Source organism: Nocardia sp. NPDC050630 (genome assembly GCF_044457245.1).
In the GTDB taxonomy this organism is placed as follows: domain Bacteria; phylum Actinomycetota; class Actinomycetes; order Mycobacteriales; family Mycobacteriaceae; genus Nocardia.
The window spans coordinates 235,654-253,141 of sequence record NZ_JBITGN010000002.1; the positions used below are offsets into that span (position 1 = coordinate 235,654).

Here is a 17,488-nt window from a genome sequence, read left to right on the forward strand (position 1 = left end):
TTCGAGCCGATTAATACCTATCTTTTCGTTACCAAGCCGACGTCAAATCGGCATGTTGCCGAATCCATGCGTGCATCGCGATGCCAGCCGCGACTCCAGCATTGATACTGCGGGTCGAACCGAACTGCGCGATCGAAACCGTCAGCGCGGCCGCCCCCTTGGCATGTTCTGTCACACCTGGCCCTTCCTGCCCGAACAGCAGCAGGCAGCGGCGCGGCAACTCCACGGTTTCCAGCGGAACCGAGCCCGGCACATTGTCCACCGCGACCACGGTCAGATTTTCCCGCTCGGCGAAGGCGAGTAGCTCGCCGATATCGGAGTGGTGTTCGATGTGCTGATAGCGGTCGGTGACCATGGCGCCGCGGCGATTCCAGCGCCGTCGGCCGACAATGTGCACGGCGGTCGCGGCGAAGGCATTGGCAGTACGCACCACGGTGCCGATATTCGCGTCATGGCCGAAGTTCTCGATGGCCACATGGAACGGATGCCTGCGACGGTCGATATCGGCGATGATCGCCTCCCGCGTCCAATAGCGGTAGGCATCGACGACATTGCGGCGGTCACCGCCGACAAGCAGCTCCGGATCGTAGCGGGGATCCTCGGGTGGGGCCTCCCCGTGCTCTTGCGCCCATGGCCCGACACCGTGCGGATGCTCGCCCCATTCGGTGGGGCCTGGCTGCTCGGCCGTATCCGGCGCGGGGTGGTTCACTCCGACGATGCTAATTCCCGCGGCAATCACGATGGGCCCGGAGGCGGTAGCGCGGCGCAACTACGCATGGACATGCGAATGCCGCAAGTCGAACACCGCCCTCCGTCAGGTGGCCGGTCAGTAGGTCGAGGACGAGGAGCCGAGTACGCCGATAGCGGCGAGTACCACCATGAGGATGACGAACACAATGGTCAAGATCAGCAGTATCGAGGCGATTATGCCGCAGATATATCCGGCCTGGACGCTGCCGCGACCACCGATGGCACCGCCGGAGGCGTCGATCTCGTTGAGCGCCTTTTTCCCCATCACCCACGCGACCGGGCCCAGGAACTGACACATCAGCAGGCCGAGAATGCCGAGGATCATGATCGTGATGGCCTGCGGATGATCCTGCGGCGGGCCATAGGCCGGGTAGCCGTACGGCGAACCGTACTGCGGCGGCGGCGGATAGTTCATGCACAGGATGCTAGTTGGTGGTGTGGCTGGCCACACCTAGGATTCGGCGGGCAGCTCGATCGAATGCCGCCGTGCCGGCGACAACCATGGAGTCCATGACCGAGACACAAACCCTCGTGCTCGACGCGCCCGCCGGCAAGACCGGTCCGGACGCGCGAGCGCTGCTGCGCACGGTGCTGCGTGCGCCGATCCAGGCCAGGACCTGGAAGCAACTCGCCTACGTATTCACGGTTTTCGCGATCGGCATGCTCGCCGTCTGCTATCTGTTCTTCGGTCTCGGCGGTGGTTTGTACGCCTCGATCTTCCTGATCGGCATTCCGATCCTCGCGCTGGTGATTCTGGGCGCGCGGCTGTGGGCGAAGGTGTATCGTGCGCTGGCCAGGGATCTGCTGGATACGCCGGTGGACGCGCCGCCGCCGTATGTTTCGCAGCGGGGCTTTTTCGGATTCCTGAAGAGCGCGTTCACCGATCGCGCGAGTTGGCGCGCAATTCTGTTCCTGTTCGCGCAGGCCGTGCTCGGTGTGGTCGGCGGCTATCTGGTGCTGGTTGTGGTGGCTGTGACGGTATTCGTCGCGATATCGCCCATTCCGTGGGTGCTGTTCGACCCGACGAATATCGACGACAACGGTGTCGAACACCATTCGCTCGCCCAGTTCGGATCCTTGTATATAGACACTTGGCCAAGGGTTTTGCTGATGTCCGCGGTCGGCATCATCTGCTGCTTCGCACTGCCGTGGCTGCTGCGCGCGGTGTGCTGGGTGCACGGACTGCTCACCATCGCATTGCTGTCGGCGACGGCGCGAGACCGTCAGCTGGTCGAATTGCGCGCGAGCCGTCGTGCGGCGGTTGAGGATTCGGCCGCTACGCTGCGGCGCGTGGAGCGGGATCTGCACGATGGGACCCAGGCGCGGCTGGTCACCATCGCCATGGCCTTGGGCCGGGCCGAGGAGCGGATATCGCTCGGCGGCGACGCACGCGACCTGATCGCCGACGCACACGCCAATGCCAAGGAGGCGCTCACCGAATTGCGCGAACTGGTGCGCGGAATCCATCCGCCCGCACTGGAATTGGGGCTCGAACCAGCACTGGAAACGCTGGCCTCGCGATGTGCCGTTCCGGTGGAACTGCGAGTCCATCTGCCGCAGCGGCCGAATCCGGCCATCGAGGCGATCGCCTACTTCTCGGTCGCCGAACTGCTCACCAATGTGGTCAAACATGCGAACGCCACGAGTGCGTGGGTGTCGGTCGTGCCGACCGATGCGCACACCATCGCGGTCTCGGTGCGCGACAATGGAATCGGCGGTGTGCTGCGGCCGATCGACGGGGAACATGGCGCGGGCAGCGGACTTTCCGGACTGGCTGCACGGGCGCGCGCGGTGGACGGCACGCTGACCGTGCAGAGTCCGACCGGCGGACCGACCGTGGTGACCATCGCGCTGCCGATGGCCGGGCCGCGATGAGTTCGCCGGTGCGGGTGGTCATCGCCGAGGACAATGTGATCCTGCGCGACGGGCTGGCCGGGCTGCTGACCGAGCGCGGCCACGAGGTCGTCGCCATTGTCGGCGACGCCACCACCTTGAGCGATGTCGTCGGTACCTACAATCCCGACGTGGCTGTGGTGGACGTGCGGATGCCGCCGACCTTCACCGACGAGGGACTGCTCGCGGCGATCGAGTTGCGCCGCAAGTATCCACTCACCGGCGTGCTGGTGTTCTCGCAGTGGATCGAAACCCGCTATGCCACGGAACTTCTCGCCGGTGGCGCGAGCGGCGTCGGCTATCTGCTCAAGGATCGGGTGGCCGACGTCCGCGACTTCGTCGACGCCCTCGACCGCGTCGCCACCGGCGGCACCGCACTCGACCCGGAGGTGGTGAGCCAATTGATGGGTGCGTCACGCCAACAGGATTCGCTCGCCCGACTCACCCCCCGCGAGCGCGAGGTCCTAGAACTGATGGCACAGGGACTATCGAACAACGCGATCGCGACCGCACTCACGGTCACCGAGCGCGCGGTCGAAAAGCACATCGGCAACATCTTCACCAAACTGGATCTGCCGCCGTCGGACACCCACCATCGCCGAGTCCTGGCAGTCCTGCGCCTGAAGGGCTGACTCGGCTCGTCCACGCCTGTCCTACCGCAGGTAGCGTGCCGGAAACCGTCCATCTCCTGCGAGCCCCGATAATGGCGGTCACGGCGTCCCAGTTGTCGAGATCGACGTGACCCAGGACCACGGTCCTGTCCGGTTGCGGCAGATCCGGCTACGGGGAGGCGTCGGCAACGCGGCAGCGTTCATGGTGTCGGTACCCGTACCTTCACCGCGACCACACCGGGCAACTCGGCCCGATCCTCGTCCAGGGGTATCGGGCGTCGCCCCACACCATCCAGTCCGAAGGGTGCGGATCGCATCACCGTGCGGCAAGTCGACCCCGGGTTCACCGTGCCGCTTTGACCAAGCGGGTACGGCGATCCACTACGAGACATCATCATTGCGCATCCATCGCACACCTCAGCCGTAATCCGGCGGTGCCCATAACCGTGGGCACGGATGGGCCGGACGGTCGTGTGCGCCGCCATACCGCACGCAGTCGATCAGAGATTCGATGCGTTTGCCGGACAGTGGATCGGCGGCAATGCCGGGTATGCGGAATAGCTGCTCAGCTCGGCGGCACTGCTGCGCGCGAGACCATGCGCCGAGACCGAACCCGGCTAGGGACCATGACGGATCGCGGACCATTCGCTTGTTCATCGGCTGGCCGGGCGCGGTGGAAACGGGCAGGTCACGGTTGTGGGCAAGGCGCATTCCCGCCGTAGTGGCCGGTCCTATCCTTGAAGTGCAGGCAGTCGGGTGGAGGCTGGCATGGATCACGCACGCGTTCTCCGCACAGTGCTCGGGGTGACCGCCGGGTATTTGATCGTGCTCGCATTCTGGCTGGGTTGGCTACTACCGCATACGCCACCGGGGACCGAGCCATTTCAGATTGCCGCGCTGGTCGGTCTGTTCGGATCATGCGTGGGCGTCGGAATGCTCTTGGCCGCTCGGCCATCGCGCGCTGATCGGCAGTTGTGGCGGCACGGACTAGAAGGTTGGGCGACGATCGAGGGGGCGCATACCCTGCAGCGCACCGATCACCACACCGAGTTGACCGAATTCGATCTGGAACTCGTTGTGCCGGGATCCGAAAGCTACCGTGGCACCATCGTTTTCGATGTCACCCCGGCAGACAAGCCGCGGCTGGCGGTCGGCGAGACAATCTCGATTCGAGTCGATCCCCAGAATCGGGATCGGATCATTCTCGTTCTCGGGCAATAGCTTTCGATCAGCCGCACATCTCGCCAATCAACGGGCGCGAGGGTTGATCCTGCGCCTGCGCTCACTGGTCACCCACACAACTCGCCGAATCAACGGGCGAGCTCGGCCAGCACAAGCGCTCGCCAGTCACCCACACAACACGCCGAATCAACGGGCGCGAGGGTCGGTCCCGCGCCTCCGCTCACTGGTCACCCAGACAACACGTCGAATCAACGGTGCGAGGGTCGATCCCGCGCCCGCGCTCACCGGTCACAACACGCTGAATCAACGGGCGCGAGGGTCGGTCTCGGCGCCCGCGTTCACCGGTCACCCACACAACACGCCGAACCAGCACACGAGGTCGCCCCGTACAAGCGCTCACCGCTCACCGAGCATTCGGCCGAATCGACGAGGCGCGAGATCAGTCCAGCGCGTGCGCTCGCGGGTCCGCGAGCAGATATTGCGCGGCCGCATAGGTAGCCAGGATGACGCCCTCGGTGACCCGCCGGGAACGCTCACTGCGCCCGAATAGCCGCCGTAGCACGATCAACGCATCGGAAACGGTGAACAGCAATGCACCCAGGCCCAGCCGACTACGCGGATCGGCACTCGGAATATTCAGTCCGGCAATATTTTTCGCGGCCGGAGCCAATCCGGGATCGGAGGCCAGCACCGCCGCACTGCCCAGCGTCGCACCGTAAGCCGTCAGCGCGGCCGCGACGGTCGGCGCCTTGGCCCGCATCAATGCCGCGGCACCGAGCCAGGCCAGCAGCCGGGGAACCGCGATCTCCGGACACGGCCGCCCACCTCGGCGCCACCACAGCACCGAATATCCGGTCTGCATCACCGCGAACGAGGATGCCCCCGCGATCAGGCGCCAATCCTCGTCCGGCTGGATCAATAGGACATCACCGATGGTCGCGGCACCGAGGGAACCGAGCAGCACCGTGCGATCGACCGGAGCCAACGCCGGATCGGTTGCCGCATCCGCCGCCAACAGCGGCATCAGCAGCGGCTTCGCAACCCATTGCACCTTGTCTCGGCCGGTGACCGCGCCATATACGGTCGCCGCCGCAGCCACCAGGAATCCGGCTCGGAACGGACGCACGACCCGCGAATGCCGCAAATCAGACACCGAAGCTCGGCTCTTTCGGGGCGGGCGGCAACGTGACGACCTGACCCGCATAGCTGAGACCCGCACCGAAGCCGAGCAGCAAAGCCACCTGGCCGCCCTTGGCCTTACCGGTCACCAACATCTCCTCCATCGCCAGCGGGATGGACGCGGCGGAGGTATTGCCGGTGTTCTCGATGTCGTTGGCCACCGGGATGTCATCGGAGAGCCCGAGGTTCTTCTTCATCAGCTCGTTGATGCGCGCATTGGCCTGATGCGGGATGAAGACCTCGATATCGTCCTTGGAGACACCGGACACCTCGAGCGCCGAGGCCAGCGCGCGCGGCAAAGTGACCGCCGCCCAACGGAATACCCGCGGTCCCTCCATCCGCAGCGACATCCGGCCGATGGGCTCGACGGCCGGATCGGTGCCCTGCAGCCGCTGCGCCCTCTCCATGTATTCGAGGAAGTTGACGTCCTGCTCGATCGCCGAGGCATTCTCGCCGTCGCTGCCCCACACCGTCGGGGAGATACCGTTCTCCTCGCTCGGGCCGACCACCACGGCACCAGCACCGTCACCGAAGATCATCGCGGTGCCGCGATCGGTCGGATCGAGTCCGACCGTCATCGTCTCGGCACCGATGAGCAGCACGTATTCGGCCGATCCTGACCGGATGAGATCGGCGGCGACGCCGAGGCCATAGCCGAAACCGCCGCAGCCGGAGGTCAGATCGAAGGCCGCGATCCCGTTCATCCCCAGGTCGTTGGCGACCTTGGGGGCGCCGTGCGGGGTGAGCGTCAGCCAGCTCGAGGTGGCCAGGATCAGCGCGCCGATCTTGGACCGGTCGATGCCGCTGTTGACGATCGCGCGCTCACCGGCTGCCGCCGAAATCGACTGCAGCGTTTCGTCACCGCTGATCCACCGACGGTTGCGCACACCAGTGCGCTCGTAGATCCACTCCGGGGTCGAATCGAGGACCTCGCACACCTCTTCATTGCTGACCAGGCGTTTCGGACGGTAAGCACCGATGCCGAGCATCGCGACATTCGCACGGCTGTTATTGACTGCAATGCTCACCACAGGTAACTCACACGACCCTTCACTGTCCGAATGCCCCCGTATCGGGTCGCATCGCTGTTGGCGTTTCAGAGCGATTCGGAGCTCCGACCACCAGCGATAGCGACCCCGGGGACCGCATTCGCAGCTTACCGCGTGTCTAGAAGACAACTTTTCGGCATTTACCGGCACCACCCTTTTCGGATGTCCTCCATGCCCACCCTGAGACTTCGCACCTCGGTTTCGCGTCATCCGCGCGGGGTCACCGACACGAGCGTGCAGGCCAGCGCCCTCCTGATCACGGACATTCGTCACCGGGGCTCGTGCTCCCGGATCCGGGCGCCCCGGATAGACGGCAGCTTGCCGCAGGGTACCGATGCAGTTTTCAGACGCACTCTCAGCCGAGGGCGAGATCCTTCAAACCGAGAATGGACCGGTACTCCAGCCCCTCGGCGGCGATGACCTGATCGGCACCGGTCTCCCGATCGACCACGGTCGCGACGCCGACGACCGTCGCGCCGGCCTCGCGCAGGGCGCGCACGGCGGTCAGCGGCGAATTTCCGGTGGTCGTGGTGTCCTCGACGACGAGCACCCGCTTGCCGACGATGTCCGGACCCTCGATCTGGCGCTGCATGCCATGGGTCTTGGCGGCTTTACGCACCACGAAGGCGTCGATCGGTCGGCCGGGCGCGTGCATGACGGCCAGCGCGACCGGATCCGCGCCCATGGTGAGCCCGCCAACGGCCTCGAAATCCCAGTCCGCCACGAGTTCGCGCAGTAGCTTGCCGATCAACGGTCCGGCACCGTGGTGCAGGGTGGCGCGGCGCAAGTCCACGTAGTAGTCGGCCTCTTTGCCCGAAGACAGTGTGACCCGGCCGTGCACGACGGCGAGCTCGCGCACGAGTGCGGCCAATCTGTCGCGGTCGTCGGTCGAAACGGCGGCCTTGTTCACCTGGTCGATCATGTCTGTCAAGTCCTTCCGCGTGCGTTGAATATGCCGCGATTCAGTCGGGCCGCCAGGGCTCGCGGGATCATCCCGGCGGCGGTGGTGAGCACTTTGTACTGCACACCGGGCACGCTGAGCACCCGGTCCTTCTCCAGATCACGTAGCGAACCGGCGACCACCTGGTCGACGCTCAGCCACAGCTGTTTCGGCAGCGAGGACATCTCGATGCCGGCCCGCTCATGGAATTCGGTATGCACAAATCCGGGGCACAGGGCTTGGACCCGGACTCCGGTTCCGGCCAGTCCACCCGCCAGCCCCTCGGTGAAGGATACGACGTAGGCCTTGGAGGCCGAATAGGTCGAGCCCCGTCCGGGAATCAGACCCGCGACGCTGGCCACATTGACGATCGAACCCTTCGCGGCCGCGATCATCGACGGCAGCGCGGCCCTGGTGAGCTGCACCACCGCGGTGACATTCACGTCGAGCTGAGCCTGGACCGCAGCGGGCGGCTGCGTCCAGAACTCCCCCGATTGGCCGAATCCCGCATTGTTGACCAGGAATTCGACGCCGTCGGCGGCACGGGCCAACACCCGATCCCGATCTTCGGTATCGGCCAGATCGGCGACGAGCACCTCCGAGCGGGTCGCGAATTTCCGCTCCAATTCCGCGGCGAGTCCATCCAGCCGGTCCCTGTCGCGGGCGACGAGCACCAGGTCATAGCCGAGTGTGGCCAAGCGCACGGCGAAGCCGCGCCCGATACCGGAGGTGGGTCCGGTGATCAGCGCGACGGGACGGATGGCGCCGGGCAAACGCGTTGGACTGACCAGCCCATCCGTTTCCCGGCCAGCACCGCTCATCGAATCGCTGCGCGATCCCGCATTCATTGCACAATCCAGGTCATCGGGGCGCTATGCCCGCTCACTGCGGCACAGGTCCCTGATATGGGCGGAACCCCGGATGGAACGGACCGCCGGGCTGTTGCGGCTTATGCTCACCCGAGGGCCATTCGTCCTCATCCGACTCGGATTTCGCGCGCTTGCGCTCGGCCGGGCGATCCTGCGGCGACCAGTCGTCGTCCGGCTCCGCTGCCCAGCGCTCGTCGCGGGCCCGCGAGCGGGAGTCGGGGACCACGGCGAGACTGGGGCGGCGCGGCGGCTCCGGGTCGGGCCCCGCCTCCTCGTCGTAGTAGTCGTCGTCGGAGTACTCGCGGTACTTCGGACGGTCGAAATCGTCTTCGCCATACGACGATTCGTTGTAGTCCTCGTCGTCGAAGTCCTCGCGCTTACGCAGATCCGCCGACGCGACCCGCCCGGCCACCGGACTTTCGGCCTCATCCCGCGCACCCGAGCGCTTACGTGGATGCGGCCGTCCCGGATCGTGACCACCGGAATCCACCCCCCGCACATCGCTCACCGGCGGCAGCACATGCAATAGACCGGACAGGCGAAGCACCGCATCGATCGCGGTCTCCCAATCCTTGGCCGCCGTACCGACATTCAGCATGCCGAGAGTCCAGTTGCCCTCACTCCACAGCATCTGCACGGAATCGGGCAGCGATTCGATGAAGGCGACCATGCGCTGGTCGACGGCGTGCCTGGCGATCTCCGGATTGGTCGCGAACACCACCCGGTCACCGATCGCGCCGAGCAGTTCCAGATCGGCATCCTTGGGCGGAGACGCGGTCTTGAGCCGCATATCCACATCGATATCGGAGCCGATCTGCCTGCGCACCGCGACCAGCGTCGCGGCATCTTCCAGATCGAAGAGGACGAATTTCTCGCCCTTGCGGATGCCGGACACCACATCCACCGCGGACAGGTAGCCGAGCTTGGCCAACGCACCGCGGCGCCAAGTGGAGGCGAGCGCCGGCTCCACCGACACATACGTATAGCCCTGGGCCTTCGCCCACACTTGGCGCGCATGACCGGTCCGCTGTCGCTGGACCCGATCGAAATACAGCAGCACGATCGCACCAACGAGCGCGATCGCCGCCAACCCGAACCACATTGCCGTCATCGTCGCCTACCCTATAGAGCCGACAGAGCTATTGCGCATCACTGCCCGCCGATATTTCACCGCGTGCCTCCGGGCAGTGCGGTGCTGATGATGATCTTCGCGTCGATCGAACCATCCGCGGCCTTATCGCCCTGCACCACGACCATGTCGCCGACCGGAAGATCGGACGCCTTGGACCCGGCCAACGAGATCACCTGGGTCTTATCGGTGGTACGTACCGTCACAGGGGATCCGCCGCCGAGGGTGTCGAGGGTCAATTGGCCACCGGCATTGGCTTTGATGGTGCCCATGGTCGCGCCGAGGCTATCGATGCCGCCGAGTCCCGGAATGCTCGGCAGGACCTGGGTGGATGACGGACCGCGCGAGGGCGCGGTACCAGTGGCACGGCCCGCGGTCGGGAAGGCCGAGGTGCTCGCGGCCGAACTCGACGAAGTGTCCTTTTCGCCGAGCAGCATCCCCGCGACCGCACTGACCGCGCCGATCAGCAGGATCACCCCCAGTCCGAGGGCGATCCACAGGCCGGTATTGCGCTTGCGCGGCGGCGGTCCCTGATCCGGGGGTAGCGGCGCACCCTGCGGTCCGGGCGGATACTGCACGCCGGGCTGGCCGTATGAACCGACCTGGGTCGGCTCCTGCCACGCGCCACTGTCCTGGCCCCATTGGACCTGGCTGTCGTACGGCGGGAACTCCTCGGTGGCATTGACCGGTGGCGGCGCCCACGGCTCGAATTGTTCGGTAGACGGGTAGACCGAGGTCGCATCGCCATGGCCATACGGCTCGGTGTATTCGCTGGTAGGCGCGGACGGCTGAAATCCCGACTTACCCGACGGACCGAAATGTTCCGTCGGCGCATCCTCCGGTCGCTGAGCCCAGGGATCGTTGGGACTACTCATGCCCTCAAGGGTAGGCTGTGTTGCTTTGGCCGCGCCTTCGGCGCGGCGTGTTCGCGGCCCCCTGGTGTCTCGCGTCCGAGCCGTCGAGACTCGCGCCTGCGGCGCATGCGCTTCGACGACTCGCGAGACGGGCCGCGAACTCCTCGCTCGAGACCTGCTCCGTCGTTGTCACCGGGTGACCCAGCTTGCGATTGATCGCAAGCTGGGCCGCGTTGTCAGCCCCGTCCGACGATGAGGCCCTCGCCGTTCGGGCTCACGTTGACCGCGACGGTGTCGCCGTCGGCGACCTCACCGGCGAGCAGTTCCTTGGCGAGGGTGTCGCCGATGGCCTGCTGGATCAGCCTGCGCAGCGGGCGGGCGCCGTACAGCGGGTCGTAGCCGCGCACGGCGAGCCAGAACCGGGCCGAATTGCTGACGTCCAGCTTCAGCCTGCGTTGCGACAGTCGCTTCTGCAGCTGGTCGAGCTGGATATCGACGATGGATTCCAGCTGCTCCTCGTTGAGAGCATGGAACATGACCACATCGTCGAGGCGGTTCAGGAACTCCGGTTTGAAGGCCGAGCGGACCGCGTTCATGACGAAATCCCGATTGCCACCCGCACCCAGATTCGAAGTGAGGATGAGGATGGTGTTGCGGAAATCGACCGTGCGGCCCTGGCCGTCGGTCAGGCGACCCTCGTCGAGAACCGCGAGCAGGATGTCGAAGACATCCGGATGCGCCTTTTCGATCTCGTCGAAGAGCACCACGGTGTACGGGCGACGCCGCACCGCCTCGGTCAGCTGACCGCCCTGGTCGTAGCCGACATAGCCGGGCGGGGCGCCGACGAGCCGAGCGACCGAATGCTTCTCGCTGTACTCGCTCATATCGATGCGGACCATGGCGCGTTCGTCATCGAAGAGGAAGTCGGCCAACGCCTTTGCCAGCTCGGTCTTACCGACACCGGTGGGGCCGACGAACATGAACGATCCCGTCGGCCGGTTCGGATCCGCGACTCCGGCGCGCGCCCGGCGCACCGCATCCGAAACCGCCTGCACCGCCTCGGGCTGACCGACCACGCGCTTACCCAGCTCCTGCTCCATGCGCAACAGCTTCTGGGTTTCACCCTCCATCATCCGGCCGACCGGAATACCGGTCCAGGACGAGACCACCTCGGCGATATCGTCGGGGCCGACCTCCTCCTTGAGCATCACTTCGCCGTCAGCGGCTGTGGCGGAGACCTTTTCGGCCTCGGCGAGCTGCTTCTCCAACGCCGGGATGCGCCCGTAGCGCAGTTCGGCGGCCTTGCCCAGATCGCCGTCGCGCTCGGCGCGCTCGGATGCACCGCGCAGGGATTCCAACTCCTCCTTGAGGACGCGGACCTGATCGATGGCGCTCTTCTCGTTCTGCCAGCGAGTCATCAGCTGATTGAGCTTTTCGCGGTCGTCGGCGAGTTCCTGGCGCAACTTGTCCAGGCGCTGCTTGGAGGCCGCGTCGGTCTCCTTCTCCAGCGCGACCTCTTCGATCTCGAGCCTGCGCACCGCACGCTCGACCTCATCGATTTCCACTGGGCGCGAATCGATTTCCATACGCAGCCGCGATGCCGACTCGTCGACCAGGTCGATCGCCTTATCCGGTAGGAACCGGGAGGTGATGTAGCGGTCGCTCAGCGTGGCGGCGGCGACCAGCGCGGAGTCGGTGATGCGCACACCATGGTGCACCTCGTAGCGCTCCTTGATGCCGCGCAGGATGCCGATGGTGTCCTCCACCGACGGCTCGCCGACCAGCACCTGCTGGAAACGACGCTCCAGGGCGGCGTCCTTTTCGATGTGCTGGCGGTACTCATCCAATGTGGTGGCGCCGACCAGGCGCAGCTCACCGCGGGCGAGCATCGGCTTGATCATATTTCCAGCATCCATCGCCGATTCGCCGGTCGCGCCCGCACCGACAATGGTGTGCAGCTCATCGATGAATGTGATGATCTGTCCCGCACTGCTTTTGATCTCCTCGAGTACGGCCTTGAGCCGTTCCTCGAATTCGCCGCGGTACTTCGCACCGGCCACCATCGCGCCGAGGTCGAGCGCGACAACGGACTTGCCGCGCAACGATTCCGGCACGTCACCGGCCACGATGCGCTGGGCAAGGCCCTCCACGATCGCGGTCTTACCGACACCGGGTTCACCGATCAGCACCGGATTGTTCTTGGTGCGACGGCTCAAAACCTGTACGACACGGCGAATTTCGGTATCGCGTCCGATGACCGGGTCGAGTTTGCCGGAGCGGGCGGCCGCGGTGAGATCGGTCGAATACTTCTCCAGCGCTTGGTAACTGCCCTCTGGATCCGGATTGGTGACCCGCGCGCTGCCGCGCACGGCGGTGAATGCCTCGCGCAGCGCCTCGGGGGTCGCGCCGTACTTCTTCAGCAGCGTGGTCACATCCGAATCGCCCTCGGCCAGGCCGACCATGACGTGTTCGGTGGAGACGTATTCGTCGCCGAGTTCGGTAGCCAGGCGCTGGGCGGCGGTGATCGCGGCAAGGGCCTCGCGGCCGAGTTGCGGACTAGTGGTCGCACCGGTCGCGCGTGGCAGCCTGTCCACGATGTCCTGTGCTTCGCGTCGAATCGTCGCCGGATCCACCGCGACGGCCTTGAGCAAGGGGGCGGCGATGCCATCGGTTTGATCCAGCAACGCCACCAGCAAGTGCGCCGGACGAATCTCCGGATTGCCCGCGGCCGACGCGGCCTGCAGGGCGGCGGTCAGGGCCGCCTGGGTCTTGGTGGTGGGATTGAACGAGTCCACAACTCACCTTCCTACTAGTCGATTCGCACTATCCAACGTCGGAAAGGTTGAGTCTGTTCCACTCAACTTTGATTTTTTCGCCACCGAACAGACTCGGGCGCAACGCTACGCCGCGACACTGCCGAATGGCCTCAATCGCGGGGTCCAGGGCACCGCGATGCCTACGATGGCCTTGGCCGTTGGTTGATGCAGCACAATCCAGCCCGACCCGAGGAGCGATGGATGCGCGCGATCGTGGTACGAAGCTTTGGAGCAACGCCCGAACTGGCCGAAATGCCGACCCCCGAACCCGGCGCGGGCGCGGTCAGAATCCAGGTCGAGGCGGCCGGGGTGAACCCCTTCGACCAGAAGATGGCCGGGGGCATCCTGGATGGCAAGCTGCCGCATGATTTTCCGATGATCCTCGGCGTCGACGGTGCGGGCACGGTGGCCGCGGTCGGCCCCGGCGTCACCAAATTCGGCGTCGGCGACCGCGTCGTCGGCAAATTCTTGTTCCCGCCCGCGGGCCACGGCAGCTTCGCGGAGTATTCGGTACTGCCCGAGAATGCCACCCTGGTCCCGATCCCGGACCGGGTGCCCACCGTCGCGGCGGCGGCCCTGCCGACCGCGGGCATAACCGCACAGGACATCGTGGATGCCACCAAGATCGAACCGGACCAGACGGTATTGATTGTCGGCGCGACCGGCGGTGTCGGCTCATTTCTGGTGCAGTTGTCGAATATCGCCGGGGCACATGTCATCGCGACGGCGCGGGGGGCGGTCGCCGATCAGATGACCAGACTCGGCGCGGCCGAGACCGTCGATTACACCCTGGGTCCGGTCGTCGAGCTGGTCGCCGCCGCGCATCCCGACGGCGTCGATGCGCTGTTCGATCTGGTGAGTCCACCCGAGGTGCTCGCCGAACTGACCACATTGGTCCGCGACGGCGGCACGGTCTACTCCACCATCTGGTCCGCCGATCCGGACGCACTGCGCGATCGCGGCATCAAGGGCGGCAATATCGAATCCTCCGGCCGGGCACCGGAATTGGCCCGCCTGCTCGATCGAGTCGCCGCCGGTGACGTGGTCGTGCCGATCGACGTGACCGTCCCACTGGACCTCGGCCCTTCGGTCATCGGCGCGATCGGCGCGCGGGGCAAAACCGTACTGGCCATCTGAGATCGAGTGACTGGCCGCAAAAAGGGCCCATCACGCCCGCCCGAGTTCGGCCTCTTCCTGATTCCGGAGGCCGATAACTACCAGCAGCTCACCGAGTTGACGACATATGCGGAGACCGCCGGGCTCGACCTGATCGGCATTCAGGACCACCCCTACCAGCGCCGCTTCCTCGACACCTGGACCCTGATCACCGGCTTGGCCATGCGCACCGAGCGACTCACCTTCTTCCCCGACGTCGCCAACCTGCCGCTGCGCAATCCCGCCGTACTCGCGAAATCCGTTGCCTCCCTCGACATCATGACCGGCGGCCGGATCCACCTCGGACTCGGTGCCGGCGCGTTCTGGGCCGCCATCGCCGCCATGGGCGGTTGCCACCTGAGCCCAGGCGAATCGGTTCGGGCGCTGGCCGAGGGCATCGCGGTCATCCGGGCCATGTGGAGCGACGAGCGTTCGGTCCGGGTGCCCGGCACATACCATCTGCTCGACGGTGCCCACCCCGGTCCGCGGCCGCAACACGATCCCGGCATCTGGCTCGGCGCGAAGGGCCCGCGCATGCTCGCCCTGACCGGACAGCGCGCCGACGGCTGGCTCCCCTCGGCGGCATGGGCGCCGCCGGAATTCCTGGCCGAGGCGGGTAAGCGCATCGACGATGCGGCGGCGGCGGCACAGCGCGATCCGCGCGCCATCCGTCGGGTATACAACCTCTCCGGCACCATCACCACCGACGGCACCGACCAGGGCTTCCTGGAGGGGCCGCCCGAGCGCTGGGTGGACGATCTTTGCGCGCTACATCGCGACCAGCGCATCGACGGCTTCATCTTCTGGCCGACCGAGGGCGACCCCGTCGACCAAGTGCATCGCTACGCCGAATTGGTCGTGCCCGCGGTGCGCGCCAACGTCGCGAGTTGACCCGGCGGTAACCCGGAGCGGGCTCGGTCGCGATATCCTGCATGTCCGGCCCAGAGCAGCCCCGATTTGCCGTCGGATTACCGTCGGCGCGGACGTGATCGGCCATACCTACACGACCACGTGATTTTCAGGGATACTTACGGCGGAGGACCGCCGGTTACGGACATGTCCCTGGGCAGATTTTGAGGGAAAGGAAGCTCCACGTCGTGGATGCGCGTTCGGCAGCGCTGGTCCGCGCCAACTTCCGATCGGTGATCGAGTCGCCGAACGGACCCGAGCGGTTGATCAGTGCGTTTTATGGTCACCTGTTTGCGGAGAAGCCGCAGTTGCGGGAATTGTTCCCGCCCGCGATGGAGATGCAGGCCAAGCGGGTGGTGACCGCCATCCATTACGTGCTCGACAATCTCGAGGACTGGGAACGGGCGCAGAAGTTCCTGGAACAGCTGGCGCGTGATCACCGCAAATACGGCGTCATCGCCGCGCACTACGACATCGCCGGGCGGGCGCTGCTCGCCGCCTTCCGGGTCTTCAACGGGCCGATGTGGAATCGCGCGCTCGAGGAGGGCTGGCGCGATATCACCATCCTCATCTCCGCCTCCATGGCCATCGGCGCTAATTCCGATAAATCGCAGCCGTACTGGGATGCGACCGTGGTCGGCCATCGCCGCGTGCTCGAGGATCTGGCCATCGTGCGGCTGCAGTCCGACAGTCCGATTCCGTATCAGGCCGGACAGTACGTGCCGGTCTCGCTGCCGCAGCGCCCCAAGATGTGGCGCTATCTATCGCCGGCGATTCCCGCGAATCCCTACGGCGAAATCGAATTCCACGTCCGCAAGATTCGCGGCGGTTGGGTGAGCCCGGCCGTCGTCAACGAGACCAGGGTCGGCGATCGGTGGATGATCGCCGGTCCGCTCGGTGGTCTGCACATCGATCGCGACAGCGGCCGTGACGTGCTGCTGATCGGTGCTGGCACCGGCATCGCCCCGCTGCGCGCCCAGTTGATCGAGATGGGTCAGCGCGGCATCAATCCGCGTGTGCACTTCTTCATCGGCGGCCGTTATCCCTGCGATCTGTACGACGTGGAGAATATGTGGCAGCTCTCGCAGAGCAATCCGTGGCTCACCGTGGTCCCGGTCTGCGAACAGAAGACCAACCCGTGGTGGTATCCGCATCCACCGCAGGACGAGCCGTACGGCATGCACCGCCGCCTGATCGGAAATCTGGGCGCGGTCGTGGCCAGCTTCGGTTCATGGGCCGACCGACAGATCCAGATCGCCGGTTCGGCCCGCATGATCGCCGACACCCGCCGCGCCCTCATGGCGGTGGGCACCCCCGAGTCGGTAATCAGCTCAGACCCCGTATGAGAGAAGTAATGACAATTGATCCGAGCTCGCACGCCAATGGTGCGGCGCCCGAATGGAAGTCGACCGTTGTCGGTCATCACCGGCTGCGCCACGACATCGCGGTGATCCGCCTCATCGGCGAGTACGTCCCGTTTCTCGCGGGACAGTCGGTCGAGGTCCGGGTGCCGCAGCATCCGGGGATGCGTCGTCGGCTCTCCCCGGCGCTGCCGCCGTCGCTGGACGGCAAGTTGGAATTCCACGTCCGCACCGTGCCGGGCGGCTGGTGCAGCGGCAGTATCGTCGCCGATACCCGCCCCGGCGACGAATGGCAGATCAGTACTCCCCTCGGCACTCTCGCCGTCGACCCCTACGGCGACGAGGTCGTGATGATCGCGGGCGGCACCGGCCTGGCCCCGATGCGCTCCCAGATTCTCGACCTCGCCAGGCACGAGGATCCACCGCCCACCTACCTGTTCGTGGGTGGACGCTCCCCGCGCGACCTGTACGCCGATGACATGCTGTTCCTGCTGGCCAACGAATTGCCCTGGCTCACGGTGATTCCCGTGGTCGAGAGCCCGGAGGATCCGGGCTGGGTCGACGAATGGTACGAACAATCGCGCGTGGATATCGGATTCCCGCTCGACGATATGCTCTTCGGCACGCTCGCCGATGTCGTCGGTTCACACGGTGCGTTCGACCACCATCAGGTGCTGGTCTGCGGATCACCCAATATGGTCCGCGTGACTCTGGATCGACTCGTCGAGACCGGAACCCCCGCCGCGAATATCCAATTCGAGGGACTGTAACCAGCAGACGCAACCCCAACG

At 65.7% G+C, this 17,488-nt stretch carries 16 protein-coding genes; 7 read left to right on the forward strand and 9 right to left on the reverse strand.

Annotated elements, in window-relative coordinates:
* Nucleotides 1–28: 28 nt before the first annotated feature.
* Both ACIBG0_RS08535 and ACIBG0_RS08540 read right to left on the reverse strand, forming a co-directional pair.
* On the reverse strand, nucleotides 29–709 hold the full coding sequence (locus ACIBG0_RS08535; RefSeq protein ID WP_397030606.1) for a TrmH family RNA methyltransferase: 681 nt from the start codon (nucleotides 707–709) through the stop codon (nucleotides 29–31).
* A 117-nt stretch (nucleotides 710–826) separates the two neighbouring features.
* Complete coding sequence (locus ACIBG0_RS08540) at nucleotides 827–1,165, reverse strand: DUF4190 domain-containing protein (RefSeq protein ID WP_397030607.1); 339 nt, start codon at nucleotides 1,163–1,165, stop codon at nucleotides 827–829.
* A gap of 95 nt (nucleotides 1,166–1,260) precedes the next feature.
* Between ACIBG0_RS08540 and ACIBG0_RS08545 the strand changes: the two genes are divergently transcribed.
* From ACIBG0_RS08545 to ACIBG0_RS08555, 3 genes are all read left to right on the forward strand, one after another.
* Nucleotides 1,261–2,625: a sensor histidine kinase gene (locus ACIBG0_RS08545; protein ID WP_397030608.1), complete on the forward strand. Its 1,365-nt coding sequence runs from the start codon at nucleotides 1,261–1,263 to the stop codon at nucleotides 2,623–2,625.
* Nucleotides 2,622–3,275, forward strand: coding sequence for a LuxR C-terminal-related transcriptional regulator (locus tag ACIBG0_RS08550; protein WP_397030609.1), 654 nt, complete (start codon nucleotides 2,622–2,624; stop codon nucleotides 3,273–3,275). The genes ACIBG0_RS08545 and ACIBG0_RS08550 overlap by 4 nt, the downstream gene beginning before the upstream one ends.
* Nucleotides 3,276–4,022: 747 nt before the next feature.
* A complete protein-coding gene (locus ACIBG0_RS08555) occupies nucleotides 4,023–4,475 on the forward strand; it encodes a hypothetical protein (RefSeq protein ID WP_397030610.1) in 453 nt (150 codons plus the stop codon).
* A 400-nt stretch (nucleotides 4,476–4,875) separates the two neighbouring features.
* On the opposite strand, the gene ACIBG0_RS08560 is transcribed toward ACIBG0_RS08555, so the two are convergent.
* The 7 genes from ACIBG0_RS08560 to clpB all read right to left on the reverse strand — a co-directional run bounded on the left by ACIBG0_RS08560 (nucleotide 4,876) and on the right by clpB (nucleotide 13,251).
* Nucleotides 4,876–5,562, reverse strand: a complete 687-nt coding sequence (locus ACIBG0_RS08560; protein ID WP_397031187.1) for a lysoplasmalogenase family protein — start codon at nucleotides 5,560–5,562, stop codon at nucleotides 4,876–4,878.
* 19 nt (nucleotides 5,563–5,581) lie between these two features.
* The gene (locus ACIBG0_RS08565) at nucleotides 5,582–6,646 is read right to left on the reverse strand and encodes a beta-ketoacyl-ACP synthase 3 (RefSeq protein WP_397030612.1); all 1,065 of its coding nucleotides are present in this window, start codon (nucleotides 6,644–6,646) and stop codon (nucleotides 5,582–5,584) included.
* Nucleotides 6,647–7,019: 373 nt separating this feature from the next.
* On the reverse strand, nucleotides 7,020–7,586 hold the full coding sequence (pyrE, locus tag ACIBG0_RS08570) for an orotate phosphoribosyltransferase (protein ID WP_364397182.1): 567 nt from the start codon (nucleotides 7,584–7,586) through the stop codon (nucleotides 7,020–7,022).
* 5 nt (nucleotides 7,587–7,591) lie between these two features.
* Nucleotides 7,592–8,425, reverse strand: coding sequence for an SDR family NAD(P)-dependent oxidoreductase (locus tag ACIBG0_RS08575; protein WP_397031189.1), 834 nt, complete (start codon nucleotides 8,423–8,425; stop codon nucleotides 7,592–7,594).
* 61 nt (nucleotides 8,426–8,486) lie between these two features.
* Nucleotides 8,487–9,584, reverse strand: a complete 1,098-nt coding sequence (locus tag ACIBG0_RS08580; RefSeq protein ID WP_397030614.1) for a hypothetical protein — start codon at nucleotides 9,582–9,584, stop codon at nucleotides 8,487–8,489.
* Nucleotides 9,585–9,640: 56 nt separating this feature from the next.
* The gene (locus ACIBG0_RS08585) at nucleotides 9,641–10,477 is read right to left on the reverse strand and encodes a DUF5666 domain-containing protein (RefSeq protein WP_397030615.1); all 837 of its coding nucleotides are present in this window, start codon (nucleotides 10,475–10,477) and stop codon (nucleotides 9,641–9,643) included.
* A gap of 215 nt (nucleotides 10,478–10,692) precedes the next feature.
* Nucleotides 10,693–13,251: an ATP-dependent chaperone ClpB gene (gene clpB, locus ACIBG0_RS08590; protein WP_397030616.1), complete on the reverse strand. Its 2,559-nt coding sequence runs from the start codon at nucleotides 13,249–13,251 to the stop codon at nucleotides 10,693–10,695.
* Between the two features lie 222 nt (nucleotides 13,252–13,473).
* Between clpB and ACIBG0_RS08595 the strand changes: the two genes are divergently transcribed.
* The 4 genes from ACIBG0_RS08595 to ACIBG0_RS08610 all read left to right on the forward strand — a co-directional run bounded on the left by ACIBG0_RS08595 (nucleotide 13,474) and on the right by ACIBG0_RS08610 (nucleotide 17,467).
* Nucleotides 13,474–14,409 carry an NADP-dependent oxidoreductase gene (locus tag ACIBG0_RS08595; protein WP_397030617.1) on the forward strand — a complete coding sequence of 312 codons (936 nt, stop codon included), beginning with the start codon at nucleotides 13,474–13,476 and terminating at the stop codon, nucleotides 14,407–14,409.
* Between the two features lie 6 nt (nucleotides 14,410–14,415).
* On the forward strand, nucleotides 14,416–15,318 hold the full coding sequence (locus tag ACIBG0_RS08600; protein WP_397030618.1) for an LLM class flavin-dependent oxidoreductase: 903 nt from the start codon (nucleotides 14,416–14,418) through the stop codon (nucleotides 15,316–15,318).
* Nucleotides 15,319–15,524: 206 nt separating this feature from the next.
* Entirely contained in the window at nucleotides 15,525–16,682 is a 1,158-nt protein-coding gene (locus tag ACIBG0_RS08605) for an FAD-binding oxidoreductase (RefSeq protein WP_397030619.1), read from the forward strand.
* Between the two features lie 8 nt (nucleotides 16,683–16,690).
* Complete coding sequence (locus ACIBG0_RS08610) at nucleotides 16,691–17,467, forward strand: FAD-binding oxidoreductase (protein ID WP_397030621.1); 777 nt, start codon at nucleotides 16,691–16,693, stop codon at nucleotides 17,465–17,467.
* Nucleotides 17,468–17,488 lie beyond the last annotated feature (21 nt).

Bases quoted from the DNA above. Each gene is read 5' to 3' on its own strand.
- ACIBG0_RS08540 (WP_397030607.1), bottom strand. From the start codon at position 1,165: ATGAACTATCCGCCGCCGCCGCAGTACGGTTCGCCGTACGGCTACCCG.
- ACIBG0_RS08545 (WP_397030608.1), top strand. From the start codon at position 1,261: ATGACCGAGACACAAACCCTCGTGCTCGACGCGCCCGCCGGCAAGACC.
- ACIBG0_RS08550 (WP_397030609.1), top strand. From the start codon at position 2,622: ATGAGTTCGCCGGTGCGGGTGGTCATCGCCGAGGACAATGTGATCCTG.
- ACIBG0_RS08555 (WP_397030610.1), top strand. From the start codon at position 4,023: ATGGATCACGCACGCGTTCTCCGCACAGTGCTCGGGGTGACCGCCGGG.
- pyrE (WP_364397182.1), bottom strand. From the start codon at position 7,586: ATGATCGACCAGGTGAACAAGGCCGCCGTTTCGACCGACGACCGCGAC.
- ACIBG0_RS08575 (WP_397031189.1), bottom strand. From the start codon at position 8,425: ATGAGCGGTGCTGGCCGGGAAACGGATGGGCTGGTCAGTCCAACGCGT.
- ACIBG0_RS08580 (WP_397030614.1), bottom strand. From the start codon at position 9,584: ATGACGGCAATGTGGTTCGGGTTGGCGGCGATCGCGCTCGTTGGTGCG.
- ACIBG0_RS08585 (WP_397030615.1), bottom strand. From the start codon at position 10,477: ATGAGTAGTCCCAACGATCCCTGGGCTCAGCGACCGGAGGATGCGCCG.
- ACIBG0_RS08595 (WP_397030617.1), top strand. From the start codon at position 13,474: ATGCGCGCGATCGTGGTACGAAGCTTTGGAGCAACGCCCGAACTGGCC.
- ACIBG0_RS08610 (WP_397030621.1), top strand. From the start codon at position 16,691: ATGACAATTGATCCGAGCTCGCACGCCAATGGTGCGGCGCCCGAATGG.